Origin of the sequence: Alistipes timonensis JC136 (assembly GCF_900107675.1) — a bacterium.
Classification (GTDB): Bacteria; Bacteroidota; Bacteroidia; order Bacteroidales; family Rikenellaceae; genus Alistipes; species Alistipes timonensis.
The window spans coordinates 67,227-85,698 of the sequence record NZ_FNRI01000001.1 but is presented as its reverse complement, the minus strand read 5'-3'; the positions used below and the strand labels follow the sequence as shown (position 1 = coordinate 85,698).

At 56.2% G+C, this 18,472-nt stretch carries 15 protein-coding genes and 1 other RNA gene; 4 read left to right on the top strand and 12 right to left on the bottom strand.

Annotation, left to right across the window (positions count from 1 at the left end):
* Positions 1 to 108: 108 nt before the first annotated feature.
* Positions 109 to 2,172 (top strand): LTA synthase family protein, encoded by a 2,064-nt coding sequence (locus BLU78_RS00330; RefSeq protein ID WP_010258681.1) that lies wholly within the window; start codon positions 109 to 111, stop codon positions 2,170 to 2,172.
* 76 nt (positions 2,173 to 2,248) lie between these two features.
* Here BLU78_RS00330 and BLU78_RS00325 read toward each other — a convergent pair whose 3' ends face one another.
* From BLU78_RS00325 to mltG, 10 genes are all read right to left on the bottom strand, one after another.
* Positions 2,249 to 3,463 (bottom strand): DUF5689 domain-containing protein, encoded by a 1,215-nt coding sequence (locus BLU78_RS00325; RefSeq protein WP_010258677.1) that lies wholly within the window; start codon positions 3,461 to 3,463, stop codon positions 2,249 to 2,251.
* An 18-nt stretch (positions 3,464 to 3,481) separates the two neighbouring features.
* A complete protein-coding gene (locus tag BLU78_RS00320; protein ID WP_026020547.1) occupies positions 3,482 to 6,328 on the bottom strand; it encodes a TonB-dependent receptor in 2,847 nt (948 codons plus the stop codon).
* Positions 6,329 to 6,346: 18 nt separating this feature from the next.
* Positions 6,347 to 7,381, bottom strand: a complete 1,035-nt coding sequence (locus BLU78_RS00315; RefSeq protein ID WP_010258669.1) for an endonuclease/exonuclease/phosphatase family protein — start codon at positions 7,379 to 7,381, stop codon at positions 6,347 to 6,349.
* A 24-nt stretch (positions 7,382 to 7,405) separates the two neighbouring features.
* Entirely contained in the window at positions 7,406 to 8,617 is a 1,212-nt protein-coding gene (locus tag BLU78_RS00310; protein ID WP_020692660.1) for a DNA/RNA non-specific endonuclease, read from the bottom strand.
* Positions 8,618 to 8,754: 137 nt separating this feature from the next.
* Positions 8,755 to 11,196 (bottom strand): DUF5689 domain-containing protein, encoded by a 2,442-nt coding sequence (locus tag BLU78_RS00305; protein ID WP_044106061.1) that lies wholly within the window; start codon positions 11,194 to 11,196, stop codon positions 8,755 to 8,757.
* Positions 11,197 to 11,443: 247 nt separating this feature from the next.
* Positions 11,444 to 11,911: a DUF4293 domain-containing protein gene (locus BLU78_RS00300; RefSeq protein ID WP_010258660.1), complete on the bottom strand. Its 468-nt coding sequence runs from the start codon at positions 11,909 to 11,911 to the stop codon at positions 11,444 to 11,446.
* Complete coding sequence (locus BLU78_RS00295; RefSeq protein WP_010258655.1) at positions 11,912 to 12,868, bottom strand: glycosyltransferase family 2 protein; 957 nt, start codon at positions 12,866 to 12,868, stop codon at positions 11,912 to 11,914. It lies immediately after the preceding gene.
* Positions 12,869 to 12,877: 9 nt separating this feature from the next.
* Positions 12,878 to 13,456 (bottom strand): DUF4199 domain-containing protein, encoded by a 579-nt coding sequence (locus BLU78_RS00290; RefSeq protein WP_010258651.1) that lies wholly within the window; start codon positions 13,454 to 13,456, stop codon positions 12,878 to 12,880.
* A gap of 18 nt (positions 13,457 to 13,474) precedes the next feature.
* Positions 13,475 to 14,077: an L-threonylcarbamoyladenylate synthase gene (locus tag BLU78_RS00285; RefSeq protein ID WP_010258647.1), complete on the bottom strand. Its 603-nt coding sequence runs from the start codon at positions 14,075 to 14,077 to the stop codon at positions 13,475 to 13,477.
* 40 nt (positions 14,078 to 14,117) lie between these two features.
* On the bottom strand, positions 14,118 to 15,131 hold the full coding sequence (gene mltG / locus BLU78_RS00280; RefSeq protein WP_026020543.1) for an endolytic transglycosylase MltG: 1,014 nt from the start codon (positions 15,129 to 15,131) through the stop codon (positions 14,118 to 14,120).
* Between the two features lie 49 nt (positions 15,132 to 15,180).
* Between mltG and ffs the strand changes: the two genes are divergently transcribed.
* Both ffs and BLU78_RS00270 read left to right on the top strand, forming a co-directional pair.
* Positions 15,181 to 15,278: signal recognition particle sRNA small type (ffs, locus tag BLU78_RS00275), an RNA gene on the top strand.
* A gap of 124 nt (positions 15,279 to 15,402) precedes the next feature.
* Positions 15,403 to 16,344, top strand: a complete 942-nt coding sequence (locus tag BLU78_RS00270; RefSeq protein WP_010258641.1) for an NAD(P)H-dependent flavin oxidoreductase — start codon at positions 15,403 to 15,405, stop codon at positions 16,342 to 16,344.
* A 17-nt stretch (positions 16,345 to 16,361) separates the two neighbouring features.
* On the opposite strand, the gene BLU78_RS00265 is transcribed toward BLU78_RS00270, so the two are convergent.
* On the bottom strand, positions 16,362 to 17,183 hold the full coding sequence (locus BLU78_RS00265) for an NYN domain-containing protein (RefSeq protein WP_010258638.1): 822 nt from the start codon (positions 17,181 to 17,183) through the stop codon (positions 16,362 to 16,364).
* Between the two features lie 77 nt (positions 17,184 to 17,260).
* Here BLU78_RS00265 and BLU78_RS00260 point away from each other — a divergent pair, with 77 nt between their 5' ends.
* On the top strand, positions 17,261 to 17,536 hold the full coding sequence (locus BLU78_RS00260; protein ID WP_010258636.1) for a putative quinol monooxygenase: 276 nt from the start codon (positions 17,261 to 17,263) through the stop codon (positions 17,534 to 17,536).
* Between the two features lie 58 nt (positions 17,537 to 17,594).
* Here the strand turns inward: BLU78_RS00260 and BLU78_RS00255 are convergent, their stop codons facing one another.
* Positions 17,595 to 18,332: a Fe-Mn family superoxide dismutase gene (locus BLU78_RS00255; protein ID WP_026020542.1), complete on the bottom strand. Its 738-nt coding sequence runs from the start codon at positions 18,330 to 18,332 to the stop codon at positions 17,595 to 17,597.
* Positions 18,333 to 18,472 lie beyond the last annotated feature (140 nt).

Genomic DNA, 18,472 nt, shown 5'->3' with positions numbered 1-18,472 from the left:
ACCAATTTTTCAAACCAAATCGAGAAGGCAGTCCCGAAAAGGCTGCCTTCTTTTTTGCCTGAAATAGCCGAAAATGGTTAACTTTGCGGCACTAACAGACAATCTATCATGCAAAAAAGCATTCGGCTGGTCTCCGGCCTCTACCTCAAGCTCGCCCTGCTGACGGTGGCCGTAGGTTTCGCGCTGCGTATCGTACTTCTTTTCAACGCCCAGACGACCTCTCTGAGCTTCTCGTTCGGCGAATGGTGTGAAATATTCCTGCTCGGCGCCGTGAACGACTTCTGCGCCGCGACCGTGGGTTTCGTCTTCCTGTGGCTCTTCATGCTGAGCGTCTCGCGCACCAAGTACACGAAGCCGTGGGGATGGATCATCCTCGGGCTGCTCACCGCGGCATTCTGCTACGTCGCGTTTTTCAACACGATCTTCGACGAATACGGAAGCGTCGCGCCCCGGATCGCCATGTATGTCCTGGGATACTGGGCCGGCAGTTTCGCCCTGCGGCTTTTCCTGCCCGAAGGATTCCGCAACCACTGGACTACCGTGTGGTTCGCGCTCTTCGTCGTCCTTTACGTGGGCGCCATCGTCTTCAACGGCATCAGCGAATTCTTTTTCTGGAACGAATTCGGCGTCCGCTACAACTTCATCGCCGTCGATTACCTGGTTTACACCAACGAGGTGGTGGGCAACATCATGGAGTCCTACCCCGTCGTCCCGATGACGCTCGGCATCATCGTCGTCACGCTGCTCATCACGTGGTACCTCTTCCGCCACGATCTCGTCCGCACCGAAGAGCTCAAAGGATGGCAGTGGAAAGCGGTCGTCGGCCCGGGCTACATTGTGGCGCTGCTGGCGGCGGTCGGCCTGCTGAATTTCAACACCCGCTTCCAGGACAGCGGAAACGTCTACGTCAACGAACTGCAGGCCAACGGGCTCTACAAGTTCTACGACGCCTTCGTCAAAAACTCCCTCGACTACGAACAATTCTACATCACACGCCCCGATGCCGATGCCGAAGCCTTCGTCCACGAAGTGTACGGCAGCACGGGCGACAACCTCCGCACCGTACAGTCCGGAGAGGGAGCGGAGATTCGCCGCAACATCGTGCTCGTCACCATCGAGAGCATGAGCGCCTCGTACATGGAGCGCTTCGGCAACACGGAGTCGATCACGCCGGTCCTCGACTCGCTCTACCGGCTGGGAATGGCCTTCGACCGCGTCTACGCCACGGGCAACCGCACGGTGCGCGGACTGGAGGCCGTGACGCTGTCGCTTCCGCCCTGTCCCGGGCAGAGCATCATCAAACGCCCGAACAACGCCGGAATGCACTCCACGGGAGCCCTGCTGCGTGAAAAAGGCTACAACGTGACCTATTTCTACGGCGGCAACAGCTATTTCGACAACATGGAGACCTTCTTCTCGGGCAACGGATACGACATCGTGGACCAGAAAAGCTACTCGCCCGAAGAGATCACCTTCGCCAACATCTGGGGCGTCTGCGATGAGGACGCCTACCGCAAAGTGATCCGCACGCTCAACGAACAGTCCGGGGAGGGAAAACCCTTCTTCGCCCATGTCATGACCGTCAGCAATCACCGCCCCTTCACCTATCCCGCCGGGAAAATCCGCATCCCCAACGACTCGAAAACCCGTGCGGGCGGCGTACTCTACACCGACTACGCCCTGGGACAATTCCTGGCCGAGGCGTCGAAACAGCCGTGGTTCGACAATACGATCTTCCTCATCACCGCCGACCACTGCGCCTCGAGCGCGGGCCGTACCGAGATTCCGCTGCACAAATACCACATTCCGGCGCTGATTTTCGCCCCGGGATTCGTGGCCCCGCACGAGGTCGGGGGTATCGTCTCGCAGATCGACCTGATGCCTACCCTGCTTTCGCTGCTCAACATGGACTACGATTCGCATTTCTACGGCCGCAGCATTTTCGATCCCGGCTATATCAACCGGGCTTTCATCGCCACTTATCAGGACTTGGGCTACCTCGAGGGCGATACGTTCACCATCCTGTCGCCCGTGCGCCGCTACGAGCAATACCGCGTGGTCCCCACCGAAGCGAATCCCCATCACCTCGAACCCGCCGAAGAGACCGACACGACGCTGGTCGACCGGGCCGTCTACTACTATCAGACCTCCTGCAAATGGAACAAGCGCTGAGACGTTTCCACAGCGATATGAAAAAACTGCGGTCCCCTTTCGAGAGGACCGCAGTTTTTTTGGACATCCGGCGGGATTATTCGCCGGTATAGTCGTCGCCACCGTTCTTCACGGGAGGCTCGTAGGAGGATGCCGGCGTCATTCGCTCGATCTGCGCCTCCGTCAGCAGGTCCTCCGGCTTAAAGTCGAGGTCCTCGATACGGCTCGCCGAAATCTGGAACTGAGCCTGATCCCATTTCTGACCGTAGACGCCGTAGATGCCGAGGACGTTACCGACCGCGCCGTCCTTGGGAATGGGCTTCATGGCAAACTGCGAATAACCGCTCGTACGAATCCCGTAGACTCCCGGATTCGCCGTATTCGTCTCGGTCTCGTTGTAGCACATCAGCACCGAACCATATAAGCGCACGTTATTCACGTTGTAAGCCCAGCGGTACCATGCGCCGTAACGGGGCGATCCCCAATCGGTCACGATCCAGGTCGGATAGGGATTCTCGAACGTGCCGTTCAGCATCGGGGGATTCGTCACGTCATCCTGATTCGGAATGCCCGCATAGCGGATCTTCACGCCATTGAAACGCACCAGACGCCCCAGCTGATCCTCACCCAGCGCGGTCGTGTAATTGCTGCTGTTCACCTCCAGGATGTCCGAAGCCTCCAGTTTCACATATTCGCCCGGGAAGACGTTCAGTTTGGCGACCCGCGGATTGTCGAGGTTCGAGTTGGCGTAGTACTTGTGCGTGCCGGCCGTATTGATGCCGTCCGACGGCGCTCCGCCGATCGAAAGCATCATGCGGTAGTTGCCCAGATAGAGACCGTCGAGGCGCACATAGACCCACTGGCTCTCCATCTTGTCCAGATCGAGCAGGTAATCGAGGTAAAGGCCGTTGTAGAGCTTGAGCTCGATGGCGGCCGTGCCGTCGTAGATGTAGAGCGACTTGTAGATGTTGCCCTGACGGTCGCTGCTGATGACCTTGCCTTTGATATACTTGTCGGCAGCATCGGGACGCCCCTTGAGGCTGATGAACTGCGACTCGTCGGGCGTGAGATCGCCGAACTTCAGCGTCTTGGTGTTCTCCCAGCCGTTGTTGTTGGTTCCCGTACCGGAAATACCGCCGAAAGCATCCGTAAACCAGCCCTTGACCGTTTTGATCGAGACCTGTTGCAGCCCCAGCTGCGTCATATCGTCGTCGGTGTAGAGCTTCCGCGGTCCCGGGGTGTCGAAATCGTTGTAGCATCCTGCGGCCAGAACGCCGACAAGGAGTGCAAATACTATTTTAAGACTTTTCATAATATACTCTCTTCTCGGTTAGAAACGGAAATAGACATTCAGGTAATAGGTCGTACCGAACAGGTAGAAATACTTCGACGGGAAGCGGCCGTAGATATAGTCGCCGCCCTCGCCGCGCACCTTGCTCATACGCATCTGCTCGTAACCGCCCGTGCGGATGTCCTGATCGTTGAGGATGTTCTTCACCTCGAGGCTGAAGCCCAGCATATAGTTGCGGTGGATGTACCAGTTCTTGCCCACATTGGCGCTGAGGGTGTAGTATCCGCCGAATTTCTCCTGATTGCGGATTTTCTTCACCGATGCAATGGCCTGTGCCAGCGTTTCGACATCCGGCTCGGGCTTCGACACCTCGGCGATGATCTGGTTGGTGTAGTACTCCGTGGCCGTAGCCGTGCGGTACAGCGGGTTCATCGAGAGGTAGAGGTTGTCGTAGTAGTTGAAGTTCACGCCGGCGAACCAGTTGCGCGGTCCGCGGTAGTCGAGACCGATGTTGAGGGCCAGCTGCGGCGAACTCTCCACATGGAAGCCGTCCCAGTTGACCTTATCCTTCAGCACGATCCGGTCCATGTTGTCCACCGTCTGCACGAAGTTGGGGTTCGACGTGTAGGTGTACTCGCCCCAGCTCACCGCGCCGACGACCGACAAGCCCTGCCATACCGGAACCGAAAGCCCCAGCTCCACGCCGTAGTGCTCCTTGTCGATGCCGCTCATGGCGAAGTTGGTGAACGAACTGCGGGTATCGTCGTAGAACGAGATGACCTTCGACTGGTCGGTGATCGTCGTGTAGTATCCCGAAAGACGCGCTTTGATGTAGGGCAGGTTGAGGTTGTAGGTGAGGTCTGCGCCGAACACCTTCTCGGCCTTCAGGCCCGGAGTGGTCGTATTGCGCGTACGGGGCGACACGAATGCCGTATTGAACTTGGGAGCCTGCTGCAGGTAAGCCACATTGGCCTCGAGCGAATGGGCGCCCGAGAATTTGTAGCCCAGCGAGAGCTTGCCCTCGTAGGTCAGGTAGTCGAGCTTCTTCGAATCGCCCTTCGAGTTGTTGGGGAACAGGCCCTTGCGCCACATACCCTCGCGGTACATCTGCGAATAGCCGACCGATCCGGCGACACCCAGCGAGAACCCGCCGATGCCCCACGTATAGTTGGCCCAGGCGTTGCTCTCGAGCAGGTGCGCCCGGTAGTAGTAGCCGTACTTGTCACCGACGCGGGCAACACGGGCGTGCCCCGTAGCCCAATAGTAATCCAGGTCGTTCTGGTAAGCCTCGGTGCTGGCCATGTCGCGCTCGGCGAACTTGTCGATGTCATACCAGTAGTCGCCGCCCAGCAGGTCTTTGACCTCCGAGTAGTAATTCGTGCGGTTGACGCGCAGGTTGGCGCCGCCGACGATGCGCATGTTGTGGCGCATGTTATGCTGCACGTTGACTGCCAGATTGTAGTCCAACTGGTCGGTATGGCGTTCCTCGATCATGTAGTTCGACCGGTATCGGTTGCCCATCAGTTTGGACAGCACCGGGTCCGTATCAATGTATTGGTTCTTGTGGAAGAAATCATCGAAATCGAGCATACCGTCCCACACGCCGGCCGCCATGATGGCATCCTGCAAATAGAAATAGATCGTCTGGTCGGTAGTAATGCCCGGCACGATCTGCGTCTGGTCCGACAGCGGCATATAGCGGTAGTAATCACCGCGGGGATCGGAACCGCCGTTCCACGTCAGCGCCGAATAGCCGTTCTTACCGAAACGCAGCGCCGTGGCGGCGTTCAGGCGCGTGTTCTCCGACATGTCCCACGTGTAGTTCAGCATCACGATCGGCTCGTGGGTGTTGCGCACGCGCGAGTTGCGGAGCTTGCCGGCCTGATAACCCACGTTGGGATTGTAGTAGTTGTTGCCGAACAGGCGGTAGGCCTCGTCGGTCGACGCCTGCTGGGCTCCGCGCTCCGAAGGCGACGCCATCAGCGTCAGGCCCAGGCGGTGGTTGTCGCCGAAGAGCTTCTCTGCCGAAGCGAAATAGGAATAGGAGTTGTAATAAACGCCGTCCACATAGCCGTTGCCGCCCTGGCGGGTACCCACCGAGAAGGCATACGACCAACCGTTGTCCAACTGTCCCGAACCGTAGGAGACCATCGCCCGGAAGCGGTACATCTGGTTGCCGTTCGACAAGCTGACCCGGAGCCCCTTGCGCATCTGCGAGGCACGGGCATTGACATTGGTCATGCCGCCGATGCCGCCGATGCCGAAATCCGACGCCTCGAGACCCGTGTAGTTCTCCTGGTTGCGCGTAGCGTCGTTCAGGCCGCTCCACAGCGACCAGGGCCCGTAACCGGTCAGGGCGTCGTTGAAACGGATGCCGTTCAGGTAGATGTCCGAATACTGCGAATCGTAGCCGCGGACGTTAAAACGCATCTCGCTGAAGCGGTACGACGCGATGTTGTTGAACAGGTCCTTCGACGACGAGAGCGACGAAGGCAACGCCTGCGTGTCCGACGATGAGGAGTCGTTGTCGAACTCGGCGAAGATCGCGTCGTCCAGCACACCGCCGGCGGGGCCCGTCGGAACGATGATGACCTGCCTGAGGTCCTTCACGTTCTGGTTGTCCACGCGGACCATCAGGTTGAGCGGTTCGAACTCGGGAGTTGCGAACGACAGCGTATAGTCACCCTTGGGGAGGTTCTCGATAACGAAATTACCGTCCTTGTCGGTCATGACCGTCAGTCCCAGGTTTTCGATCTTCACCTGTACGTTGCTCAGTGCCACGCGGCCGTTGCGCGAGACCACCTTACCGCGGATGCCTCCGTCCTGCGCATAGGACGTGAAGGTCACGGCGGCGAGCATCAGAATAAGTAGAACTTTAAGTTTCATACAACTATTTTAGAATGTTTATTTGGCAATGTAGATATAAACCGGGAAGTGGTCGCTGAAACCGCCCTGAAAGTCGTTGCCGACGAACGTGCGCAGCGGATAGCCCTTGTACTGACCCTCCTTCTGGATCATGTAGGGACGGCGGAAGATGCCTCCGTAGAACTTCGACTTGCCGACGGGCTGGATCTTCAGCTCGCCCGTGGAACCCGTCGCCAGATTCTCCGAAACGATGATGTTGTCGAACAGGTTCCACGCATCGCGGTAGGCCAGCGTGCCGTAACCGGCTTTCAGCAGGGCGATGAACGGGTTGAACATGTCGCCCGCCTTCACGTCTTTGATCTTGCCCTTGGCGCTCAGCCCCTCCACGACGCTGGCGTCCGTGGCGTCGTCGTTCAGGTCACCCATCACGACCACTTTCGTAGCCGGATTGGCCGCCGTCACCGAGTCGACGATGTGCTTCACCTGGCTGGCCGCAGCCAGACGCTTGGGGTCCGAAGCCTCCTTGCCGCCCAGACGCGAGGGCCAGTGGCTCACGAGGAAGAAGAACGGCTCGTTCTCGATCGTTCCCCACATCGTGACGAAATCACGCGTTTTGAAATTCGGCATTCCGGGCATTTTGAACGGAATAGCCGCGCTGCCCTCCAACTTGAAGACATCGGGACGATAATAAAATCCGACATCCACGCCGCGGGCATCGGGCGAATCGTAGTGCACGATGCGGTAATTGCCGTGCGTGAGCTTCGGCTGGGCGATCACATCCTCCATCACCGAGCGGTTCTCAATCTCCGAAACGCCGATCACGACAGGAAAATCCTTATCCTCGGCGGCGATGTCGAACAGCACCCGCTCGAGGTTCCCGAGCTTCTTGGTGTACTTGGCCGTGTTCCATTTCTTGGGTCCTTCGGGCGTAAACTCCTCGTCCAGCACACCCGGATCGTTGATGGTGTCGAACAGGTTCTCGAAGTTGTAGAAGACCACTTTATAGGGCTTCTGCGCAAAGCATGCCACCACGATCAGTGAGGCAAACAGTCCTGTCAAAAGGATTTTCTTCATAACATTGTGCAATTAAGGTCCTTATCAATAAATTCCCGACCAGTCGGAAGTTTTTCTCTGACTTTTGACCGCGTCGGCAACGGCGGGATCGAGGTTCTGGAAAAACTTGAAACCCGTCTGATCCTCAATATCTTTCACCGAACAGGCCGCTGCCGACAGCTTCATATCCTTTGCGGCAGCCGAGTTGGGGAAAATAAAGCCGATGGCTTTCAGTTCGTCAGCCCCGCACTCCCATATCTGCTTGTTCTGGTTACTCTTTTGCTGAAGCAATACTTTCCAGCATTTGTCGGGATACCCTACTTTCTTGCCGTCACGATCTGTGGACAGCGTGCCGTCGAAATGGGTTCCGGTCACAACGAAAAGCGTATCGTAACGTATCCGTGTCGATACCAAAGGGGCCCATTCCCTTATCTTAATCTCCAATTTCCCCCAACTGCCACCGTTGAAATCCCAGTTCTGGGGCATGATGTTGGTGGCATAGAAAGTCATCGCATTGGTTGCCGTCGTATTATAACGGTCAGCCGAAGGACACTGATGACCGCGCACGCCGCTCGGATTGCTGAAAGCACCCTTCACGATACTCGACTGTTCGCTGCTGGCAATGGCCGGCGACTGCGTATTGGGATCATAGGCCCAGTCATCGGTGCGTCCGACGTTCGGCTGCGTATAGCACCCATGCAGCGGATAGGCCACCCAATGCGCCACGCGCAGGTCCCGGTCGAAACAGACCGTAAAATTACGTCGGTATCCGCCTTCGTTGTATTTAGTAGAAATCAGTGTCGTATTGTAGGTCTTATAAATGTAGTTGGCATCCTCACGGTATTCGGGCAATTCGCCCCATGCCCGGTCGTACTCCGGGGTTGCGGAATCGGGCATCTGCCACAGCCGCAGGGTCACGGAATAACCGCCGGAATACGTGACGGTGATCTCCGCCGAGCGATACTCGTCGGTGCGGTTTTCCTGCAGGTAGAGAGGCAGCGCCTCGCCTACCGCCCCGCCCGCCGTTGTCGCAAGCTGTGACGTCGGATCGAACGAACACCACTCCTCATCCGCCGCCAGTACAATCTTCGCCTGGAAGCTCTGCCCCTTCGGGCCCTGAGTAAGGAGCCTGTCCGTTGTGGTTATACAATTCACGGTCTTTGCTTCGAGCTGGGCAAGGGAATTTACGCCCCCGTCGTCATCGTCGCCGCATCCCGTGAAAAGAACAAGCATCGCCGACAATAGGATGGACAGCAAGCCTGTTTGTTTTATAAATTTCCGCATGCAAAAATAGCTAAAAAAGGTCACGGTCCGCAGACCTGTTTAGAAACCAAACTCTTGACGGGGTATTATCCCCGCCAAGAGTGGGTTTCATAGAATTATTGAACTAAGTTCTAATATTCAATTTTTACATTCGTAAAATATCCGGCACCACCGACAACACGAATTTGGAACTGTGTGCCAGCATTACCAGCTTCAAAAAGAATCGGTTCCACTGAACCTTTAACAGTTGCCGAAGATACGGCATATGCCAATGCTTTAATTTCATCCACCGACTGTCCTGCATATTCAAAATCTTTCGGTAGAAGGACAAATACCCGGCCAGCAGCCGTACTTGCCTCAGGTGTAATAGTAACAGTAACGGCAGCCTTGGGCAACACCGGGGAAAGCAAATTTGATTTAGCAGCCGCCTTGGTCGGATCGGTATTCCATCCTAACTGAAGCCGCTCTGCATTACCCAATACAAAACCACTCCAAACACTACCATCAGCAGCATTAAAGGTTTTATCCAAATAAGCTGAACCTGTAATATTTGCAGCTTTAATATCCGCTAAAGTCAATTCAACGACATCTCCTCCTGTAGCTATTTTTTTAGCCTGCTTCAACTCTACCGAAGCCAGCGTCGCACCGGCAACCTTGGCAACGAGATTTGCTGTATAGGCAGCATCGCTCTCATTGTTACCGTTAGCCTTCACAACTACATTGGCGTCCGTTTTGCTGACAACCGTAAACTTATCGGCATTCGTTCCCTCGATAGCAAACGATATCTCTGCGGCAGTCGTATTGGCGAACGTGTAGGCAAGCGTCTGTTGCTGAGGATCAGTCGCAGCAAAGGTTTCAGGTTCGGTCGTAATCGTAACCGCAGGTACCGAAGTATTCTTCTTAATATCACGAAGCATGATATTCAGCTTCGAATTAGAGGTATCGTAACCCAACGCAAAACCGGTAGCCTCAACAACATCGCCGGAAGCCAGACCGTTGTAATAAGAATCGAGACCGTATGCGAATGCAACGGTTTTACCCGTAACGCCGGCAATCGTGATCGTATAGGTCTTATAGTTCGGATTCGAAGTATCGATATCAAGAACACCTACAACTTTGACATATTTGTAAACGGGATCCGAAATGTAAGCGTCAATGGCCGCCGCGTCGAAATCTGCCGGTGCAGGCAATTGGAGCGTCGATGCCGAACCAACGGTAACGTCAAAATTGGAGAACTGGTAAATACCGTAACGAAGAGCACTGGCACCCTTCACTTCGGCCAACTTATCGACATCTGCAATATAAGGATTGGCAGTCTGAGTCTCCCAAGCATTATTGAAACCAAGCACATAATACACAGTTCCAGAAACCTCTTGCCCGAACATGACACCTTTCTGGTGAACTCCTACGATAGTCGCATTTTTAACAACGTAGTTACCTACACCGAGGTTGTTAATAGTCACTTCCTGGTATTCAGGCTCAGGTATCGGCTGGTCCAGACCGTTCAAGTCTGCCTTCGTACGAGGCGAAACCTGCTTGTCGCCGTTAAACTGACCGGCAATACCGATCAAGAACCCACTCTTATCCGGAATAAGTTCACTCTTAAATGCGGCACTATTGCCGGTACGGACTACAAAGGCCTGACCCGAGGTCGTGGTAAAGTTAGCATTGCCTTTGTTCGTAGAATTATTCCAGGCAGTTCCGGGAGTACCCGTCGCAGGTATACAATTCTCAATTTTAACCAGCATGGATTCATAACTCAAAAACTGATCCGGCGATACGACGACCGGCTCGGGAGCCGTACCGGTCGAAGTCTCTATTGCAACATCGTTGTTAATGGCCAGCTGAATCACACCTCCGTAAGTATTTACCTGCGCACCCGTCAACGGAATCGTAACGATTGTACCAGCAGAGAGTTTCAAGTCCTGGAATTTATTGCCATTAAGCGTAAGACCCGAATCTTCGGCAACCTTCGAATCCTGTACGGCAATGTTGAAGTCGTTACCAAAATTATGACCGTCGAATTCCGAAACTACAACTCCGGTAATCGTCATCGCTGCAATCTCGTCAGTAACATTTACTTTGGTCTGCCCGGGATTCATTGCTTTAAGCAAGGTGCGAATTTCTTTCACGTTCGTCACAACAGCCGTCGAACCGTCACCGTTCTGTTTGATAATAACCGTGGCTGTCTTGGGAATGGGAATACCCTCGAAATTTCCGGTCGTAAGCAGTTTAGCAGTAACCTGCCGGCTGTCGGTGCTTGCGGCACCCTCCCACTTGTCTACCGTAAAAGTCAGCGTCGTCTTGCCCTTGCCGCCTGTCTCCTTGCTGGGATGGCACCAAGTGGCCGTCTCATCGTCAAAAGTCAACGCCCAGTTGCCGCTCGAAACAACCTCAATGGCGTCGGTAGTCCCTCCGTCGAGTTTCACGGCGACGGTTACCGATGCCTCACCGTTGACGGTGATCGACGGCATCCCACCATCGTCGTCCTTGTCATCGTCCGAACACGCGCTGAAGGCCGTGACAGCCAACGCCGCGCAGAACAATGTTTTCCACAAATTTACTGCTTTCATAGAGTTTAGTATTAATTAAAAAAACAATTGTATGTAGCCAATATCAATTTCAATTCATTACATAATAGCAATATTATGTCTCAAAGATAAAATTTATTTCCGGACCCGCAAAGGTTTGTAACATTCTTTTAATAATCAGATCAGTCCATTTTTAACGTTTCTTTCTTTTCGCAGTCTTCAATTCCCGGGGGCAAAAGACCCGGAACGTGCCTGTCGGCACACTCCGGGTCCAGTAGATTCAAACAGATCAGCGGATTCTGTCAGCCGCGCGCACCAGCAATTCATCGCGGAAAATGGCCCGGGCCGCCAGGTATGCGAACAGCAGGCAGACCAACGGCAATGCAATGGCGGGCCGGAAGCCCTGCGTATGAAACGCCAGGTCGGAAAAGACCCGCCAGCTCAGGAAGTAATAAACGCCCTCCATAACCACGCCGCCCAGCAACAGCACGATCTCGACCACGCAAAGGCGGATTTGCAGCAGGCGGCGGCGGAACAGGAAAATCGTAACCAGCGGCAGCGCGCAGGCCAGTGCCAATACCACCCCCATATAGACCGCAGGCTGTACGGCCTCGCCTTCGGCGGTCTTCAGCGCGAAGGCATAAAGCCCGAACTCGCCGGCATCACCCGCGAACCACGCCAGGGGCACAAAGAGCGTAACGGCCATCAACGCCGTGACAATCAGCAGATAAAGCGTTTGGATTCGTTGTATCATCATTTATAAAGTTTTGTCGATCAGGTATTTGTTCCGCTCGGAGGAGCCTCTGTTGATAAGTTCTCCCAAAAACCCCGCCAAAAAGAGCTGGACACCGAGAATAACGGCCAGAATCGCCAGATAAAACAGCGGTTGGTCCGTCACGGCGCGCAAAGGCAGGTCGTGGAACTGTTTCCATAGTTTTTCGGCGATGATCCACACCGTCGTTCCGCCGCCCACGAGAAACATCAGCGTTCCGAGACTGCCGAAGAAATACATCGGCGAACGTCCGAAATGCGACATGAACAGCACTGAAATCAGGTCGAGATACCCTTTCACCATGCGTTCCATCCCGAATTTCGAATGCCCGTACTTGCGGGCATGATGGTCGACGACCTTCTCGCCGATGCGGCGGAACCCGGCCTGCTTGGCCAGGATCGGAATGAAGCGGTGCATCTCGCCGTAGACCTCGATGGCCTTCACCACCTTACGGCGGTAAGCTTTCAGCCCGCAGTTGAAATCGTGGAGTTTGATGCCCGACACGGTCCGGGCCGTCCAGTTGAAGAATTTGCTGGGCCAGCGCTTGCCCACGGGATCATGACGCCGTTTCTTCCACCCCGACACCAGATCGTACCCCTCTTCGAGGATCATGCGCCTCAGTTCGGGAATTTCGTCGGGCGAATCCTGCAAGTCGGCGTCCATCGTGATGACCACCTCGCCTTCCGCCGCCGCGAATCCGCAGTAAAGTGCCGCAGACTTGCCGTAGTTGCGGGCGAAGCCGATGCCCCGGATGGCCGGATACTGCTTTTTAAGCTCCTCGACGACATTCCACGAGCCGTCCGACGACCCGTCGTCGATCAGGATCACCTCGTAGGAAAACCCGTTTTCACGCATCACCCGGTCGATCCACGCCGCCAGTTCGGGCAGGGATTCCGCCTCGTTATAGAGCGGCACTACGACCGATATATCCAGTTTATCCATGTTATGCGACTACTCGTTGACCTCCGTATCGAACGGTTTCGGGGCCCGTGCGATCACTCCCGCAATGATGAGGCCGAAGATGGCGCCGAAGAGCAGACTGCTCCACACACCGCCCCAGAGCGTCTTCAGGATCGACGGCGCCGGAGTATTCTGCAATTCGGTGATGGCCTGCGAGAGAATCCCCTCGACCGAGCTGGAAGCACTGCCCATCTGCGCGAAAAGGCCGGTCATCCACGCAACATAACGGTCGATATAAGCCGAATAGCCCACGATCAGATGCAGGTAGACCGCCTGCACGACACCCACGATGATGCCCGCAAACCCCGACACGGCCAGCAGAAACCCGTAGCCCTGCCCGAAGGTGAAACCCTCGTCGGCGGTATAAAGCTGCGAACGGCGGCGCGTATAGCGGTGCAGCAGGTAGTAATGCAGCGCCGCGACGGCGAAAAATTCGAGAACCATCAGATAGATGAATCCCATGCCTTCTGTGAAAAACACGCTGTTTTCCAACATATTCGACACGGCGAGGATGACGCCGATGACGGCTCCGCATTTCGCGGCCTCGTTCCAGAAATTGTTTTTCTCCATGCTATCGTTTTTTTTAATCTATTCCAATTCGCCCTTGCCCTCGCGCAGTATTTCGGGCTCATCACCCGTGAGATCCACGACCGTCGTGGGCACGTTGTCGCCGATTCCCCCGTCGATGACCAACGCCACGTCGTTGCCGTAACGCTCGTGGATCAGCTCGGGATCGGTCGTATATTCCACAACCTCGTCGTCGTCTTTCACCGAGGCCGTAACCATCGGACAACCCAGCGCCCCGACCACTGCACGCGCCACAGCGTTGGCCGGAATGCGGACGCCGATCGTGCGGCGCCGTTCGAGGGCCTTGTCCGGAATGCGTGCCGAAGCCGCCAGCACAAAGGTAAACGGCCCGGGAAGATTCCGCTTCAGAATTTTGAACACGGCATTGTCAACCCGGCAGTATTCCGCGACCTGGGCGATGTTCTCGAAGACCACGGTGAATGCCGCCGAACCTTTGCCTTTGATACGGCGCAGCTTGTCGATGGCCTTCGCCGAACGCAGCGAACAGCCGAAAGCATAGACGCTGTCGGTGGGATAGATGATGATCTCATCCCGCTCCAAAAGGTCTACAACCCGGCGCAACTCCTTCTCCGAAGGATTCTGTTCGTAAATCTTGGCAAGCATAGGATGACAAAGATACGAATAAGCGAGCGCAATGTCAAATTTATTTGATCTTGCGCCGATTCAGCTCGGCACTATACGCCCGGGCGTTGGCATTGTGCTCGCTCAGGGTCCGCGCAAAGTTGTGATAGCCGTCGAACGTGGGCCGTGCACAGAAGAAAATGTAGTCGTGCTTCTCGAAATCGAGCACGGCGTCGATGGCGTTCTTTCCGGGCATGCAGATGGGCGAGGGAGGAAGCCCCTTATTTATATAAGTATTGTAGGGCGACGGATATTTCAGGTGTTTGTAGAGGATGCGCCGCAACGCGAAATCCTGCATGGCATATTTCACCGTAGGATCAGCCTGAAGGGGAATGCCTTTGCGCAGGCGGTTGACATATACGCCGGCGATGCGGGGCATCTCGTCGGTCTTGCGGGTCTCCTCGTAGACGATCGACGCCAGCGTCATCACCTCCATCCGGCTCAACCCGCTGCGCTTGCGTTTGGCATCGCGCTCCGAGGTCCAGAACCGGTCGTATTCGCGCTTCATGCGCTTCACGAACTCTTCGGGCGTCACCGTCCAGTAAAACTCATAGCTGTCGGGAATGAACATAGAAAAGAGCGTCACGCTGTCGAACCCGACCTCCGCGGCCAGCTCCTTCGAGGTCAACGCCTGCATGATCGCCGCGGAATCGGCGTCGATCTGCCGGGCGAGTTTCTGCGCCAGTTGTGCGGGAATACGCACGTTGTTGATCGTCACCCGCACGGGCGTCTGCATTCCCAGTTTGAGCATGCGCGCCACCTCGATAACACTCATGCCGGGCTTCAGCACATAGTGACCGGGTTTGAACGTCGCACCCAAATCTATCCGGCGGGCATAAGCCTCGAAAGCCCGCCTATGCCGGATATGGGGCATCAGCGAATCCACCGCCTGCCCGTATTCGGCGCGGCCGCTCACATATAGGTCGTACTCTTCAGCCACGGCATTTCCATAAAACTGCTGCCGCACGGCCACACCGGCCGCAATCACGACGACGAACACTCCCACAAGGCTCCAGAGCAAAGTTTTTTTAGACATTCCGCAATTATTTTTTGCAAAGATACAAAAAATTCCTACTTTTGTCCCCGGGTGAGTCTTATACGACCAGCTCCTACAGAATCCCCCAGGCGAGGAATCGAGCAAGGGTATGTGGTCGTAGCGGTGCGATGTAAGTAGCTCACCCTTTTTCTATAACGGTGCTTTGACCCGATGGGTCGAGGCACCGCTTTTTTTGCGAATGCTTCCCGAACCGTTCATGCCTGTTTTGGAAAAATAATTGTATCTTAACCTCGCATAAAACCGAAAAACGATGGAAAACAGAATCACGACCCTCTTCGGCATCCGCTACCCCGTCATTGCGGGCGGAATGGTGTGGTGTAGCGGCTGGCGGCTGGCCGCCGCCGTCAGCGAGGCCGGCGGACTGGGGTTGATCGGCTCCGGATCGATGACACCCGAACTGCTGCGCGAACACATCCGCAAATGCCGGGCAGCCACATCCCGGCCATTCGGGGTCAACGTACCGCTGGCCTACCGCTATACGCCCCAGCTGATGGACGTCATCGTGGAAGAACGTGTGCCGGCGGTCTTCACCTCGGCGGGCAACCCCGCAACGTGGACCGGACGCCTGCACGACGCGGGCTGCCGTGTGGCACATGTGGTGTCGAGTTCGAAATTCGCACTCAAAAGCCGCGACGCGGGTGTGGATGCCGTGGTGGCCGAAGGTTTCGAAGCCGGGGGCCACAACGGCCGTGAGGAGACGACGACAATGGCGCTCGTCCCGCAGATACGGCAGGCCGTCGACCTGCCGCTCATCGCCGCGGGAGGTGTTGCCACGGGAGCCGGGATGCTGGCCGCGTTCGCCCTGGGCGCCGAAGGGTGCCAACTGGGAACGCGCTTCGCACTGTCGCAGGAGAGTTCAGCCTGCGAGGCGTTCAAACAACGGTGTGTGGAAGTACAAGAGGGCGACACGATCCTGACGCTCAAAAAGGTCATCCCGACACGCCTCATCCGCAACGGCTTCTGCCGCACGGTCGAGGAGGCCGAAGGACGCGGCGCCGGAGCTGAGGAGCTGCTCGAACTGATAGGCCGCGGACGGCCCAAACGGGGAATCTTCGAGGGAGACCTCGACGACGGGGAACTGGAGATCGGCCAGATCGCCGCGCTTATCGACGACCTGCCGTCGGCCGGCGACATCCTTCGCCGCCTCGTCTCCGAATACGAAGCAGCCCGCGCCGCTCTCCGTCCGCTCTGAGCCTGCCGGAACAGGCGCTACCCCAGCCGGTTGCGGACAAATACCCGCTGCTGCTCGGTCTTCATGTCCACCGCGTCGGAAAGCGCCCGGATCAGGAGCGAGAGTTTCTTATATCCGTAGTTGCGGGGGTCGAAATCGGGCATTTTCTTCGACAGCACGCTTCCCACGTCGCCCAAAGAGGCCCAACCGCTGTCGTCGGCCGCATCGTCGATCGTGTTCTCCAGCAACGTGCGGAATTCGTCGTCGAACGGCCGGATAATCGTCGAAGCATGTCCCCCGTCCTGCGCCTGCTTCTTCTCCCCGGCGGGTTCGGCAACGGGTTCGGCCTGCACCTCGGCTCCGGCGGGCTTCTTCGTCTCTGCCTTCTTCTTCGCAGGGGCCGCCTTCTCAAGCGGAGGCGTCTGCCCGAGGATCTCGACGTAGATGAATTTGTCGCACGATTTGATGAACGGTTTCGGCGTCTTCTTCTCGCCGAAACCCAGCACCTCCTTGCCCGATTCGCGGATGCGGCTGGCGAGGCGCGTGTAGTCGCTGTCGCTCGACACGATGCAGAACCCGTTCACGCCCTCCTTATGCAGAATGTCCATGGCGTCGATGATCAGCGCCGAATCCGTCGCATTCTTGCCCGTGGTATAGGCATACTGCTGAATGGGCGTGATGGAGTTCTCGAGCAGCACCTCTTTCCAGGCGGCGAATTTCGGGTTGGTGAAATCTCCGTAAATGCGCTTTATCGTCGGCGTGCCGTAGTTGGCGATCTCGTCCAGGATATCCTTTATCTTGCGGTGAGAGATGTTGTCGGCATCGATCAGCACCGCGAATTTTTTATCGTTCAGTTCCATAAGGATTCAATTAATGGTGTAAGATACGAAAAAATTTCCTATATTTGTAGACGGCCAAAATCAAAAACACAAAAGCAATGATACGACTCAATGTATTTATCCGCACGACGGATAGCAACCGCGAGGAGCTGGTGCGCACGGCCAAAGAGCTGGTAGCCGCCTCGCTCAAAGACGAAGGATGCGTAGCCTACGACCTGTTCGAAAGCTCCACGCGCAGCGACGTTCTGATGATCTGCGAGACCTGGAGCAACGCCAAGGCCCTTGCGGCCCACGAGCAGGCATCGCATTTCACGACCCTCGTGCCGCGCATGCAGCAGTTGGGCGAACTGAAGCTCGAGAAATTCGTCTTCTGATCCGCACCATCCGGACACAAAAAACCCTCCGCAACCGATGTTGCGGAGGGTTTTTCGTTTACTCCTCGATCGCCTCGAACTCCGACTTGTAAAGTCCGCAGATCGGGCAGGTCCAGTCGTCGGGAATCTCGTCGAACGGCGTTCCGGGGGCAATGCCGGTCTCGGGGTCGCCCTTGGCGGGATCATAGACATAGTCGCAGGCCGTACACTTGTATCGCTTCGGGATGCAGCGGTCGGCGACCTTCTGCCAGTCGATCAGTTCCCAGAAAGCAGCCATGAACTCGGCCCGGCGGTTACGGTAATCGATATAATAGGCGTGCTCCCAGACGTCGGCCGTCATCACCGGACGCAGTCCGTCGGTCATCGGGTTGCCGGCGTTCGACTTGGCGACGATCGACAGCTTGCCTGCCTTGTCCATCACCAGCCACGCCCATCCCGAACCGAAAAGGCCCACGGCGGCTTTGGTGAACTGCTCTTTGAAAGCCTCCACCGAGCCGAACGCCTCGGAGAGCTTCGCGGCCAGCTTCGCAGGCACGGGCTTCTGCGCGGGGGTCAGCATTTGGAAGAAGAAAGTATGATTCCAGGTCTGGGCGGCGTTGTTGAATATGCCGCCGTCGGCCTTGCGGACGATCTCGTCGAGCGGCATCTCCTCATAGGGCGTGCCGGGGATCAGTTTGTTCAGGTTATCCACATAGGTTTGCAGGTGCTTGCCGTAATGGTAATCGAGCGTTTCCTTGCTCATCTTCGGAGCAAGCGCTTCCAATGCATAGGGAAGCTCAGGCATCGTGTGTTTCATAGTCGTGTGTGTTAATGAATTAAACTTGTCCGAAGTTAGCAAAAATTTCCGTCAGGTCATCACATCGAGCCGAAAATGATCATCATTAAAACGAATTTCCGCCTTTCCGGACAACAGCACGGGCGGGAACCTTCCGAAAA

Coding starts and splice junctions, on each gene's coding strand:
- BLU78_RS00330 (WP_010258681.1), top strand. CDS start 109: ATGCAAAAAAGCATTCGGCTGGTCTCCGGCCTCTACCTCAAGCTCGCC.
- BLU78_RS00325 (WP_010258677.1), bottom strand. CDS start 3,463: ATGAAAAGTCTTAAAATAGTATTTGCACTCCTTGTCGGCGTTCTGGCC.
- BLU78_RS00320 (WP_026020547.1), bottom strand. CDS start 6,328: ATGAAACTTAAAGTTCTACTTATTCTGATGCTCGCCGCCGTGACCTTC.
- BLU78_RS00315 (WP_010258669.1), bottom strand. CDS start 7,381: ATGAAGAAAATCCTTTTGACAGGACTGTTTGCCTCACTGATCGTGGTG.
- BLU78_RS00305 (WP_044106061.1), bottom strand. CDS start 11,196: ATGAAAGCAGTAAATTTGTGGAAAACATTGTTCTGCGCGGCGTTGGCT.
- BLU78_RS00300 (WP_010258660.1), bottom strand. CDS start 11,911: ATGATGATACAACGAATCCAAACGCTTTATCTGCTGATTGTCACGGCG.
- BLU78_RS00295 (WP_010258655.1), bottom strand. CDS start 12,868: ATGGATAAACTGGATATATCGGTCGTAGTGCCGCTCTATAACGAGGCG.
- BLU78_RS00290 (WP_010258651.1), bottom strand. CDS start 13,456: ATGGAGAAAAACAATTTCTGGAACGAGGCCGCGAAATGCGGAGCCGTC.
- BLU78_RS00285 (WP_010258647.1), bottom strand. CDS start 14,077: ATGCTTGCCAAGATTTACGAACAGAATCCTTCGGAGAAGGAGTTGCGC.
- mltG (WP_026020543.1), bottom strand. CDS start 15,131: ATGTCTAAAAAAACTTTGCTCTGGAGCCTTGTGGGAGTGTTCGTCGTC.
- BLU78_RS00270 (WP_010258641.1), top strand. CDS start 15,403: ATGGAAAACAGAATCACGACCCTCTTCGGCATCCGCTACCCCGTCATT.
- BLU78_RS00265 (WP_010258638.1), bottom strand. CDS start 17,183: ATGGAACTGAACGATAAAAAATTCGCGGTGCTGATCGATGCCGACAAC.
- BLU78_RS00260 (WP_010258636.1), top strand. CDS start 17,261: ATGATACGACTCAATGTATTTATCCGCACGACGGATAGCAACCGCGAG.
- BLU78_RS00255 (WP_026020542.1), bottom strand. CDS start 18,332: ATGAAACACACGATGCCTGAGCTTCCCTATGCATTGGAAGCGCTTGCT.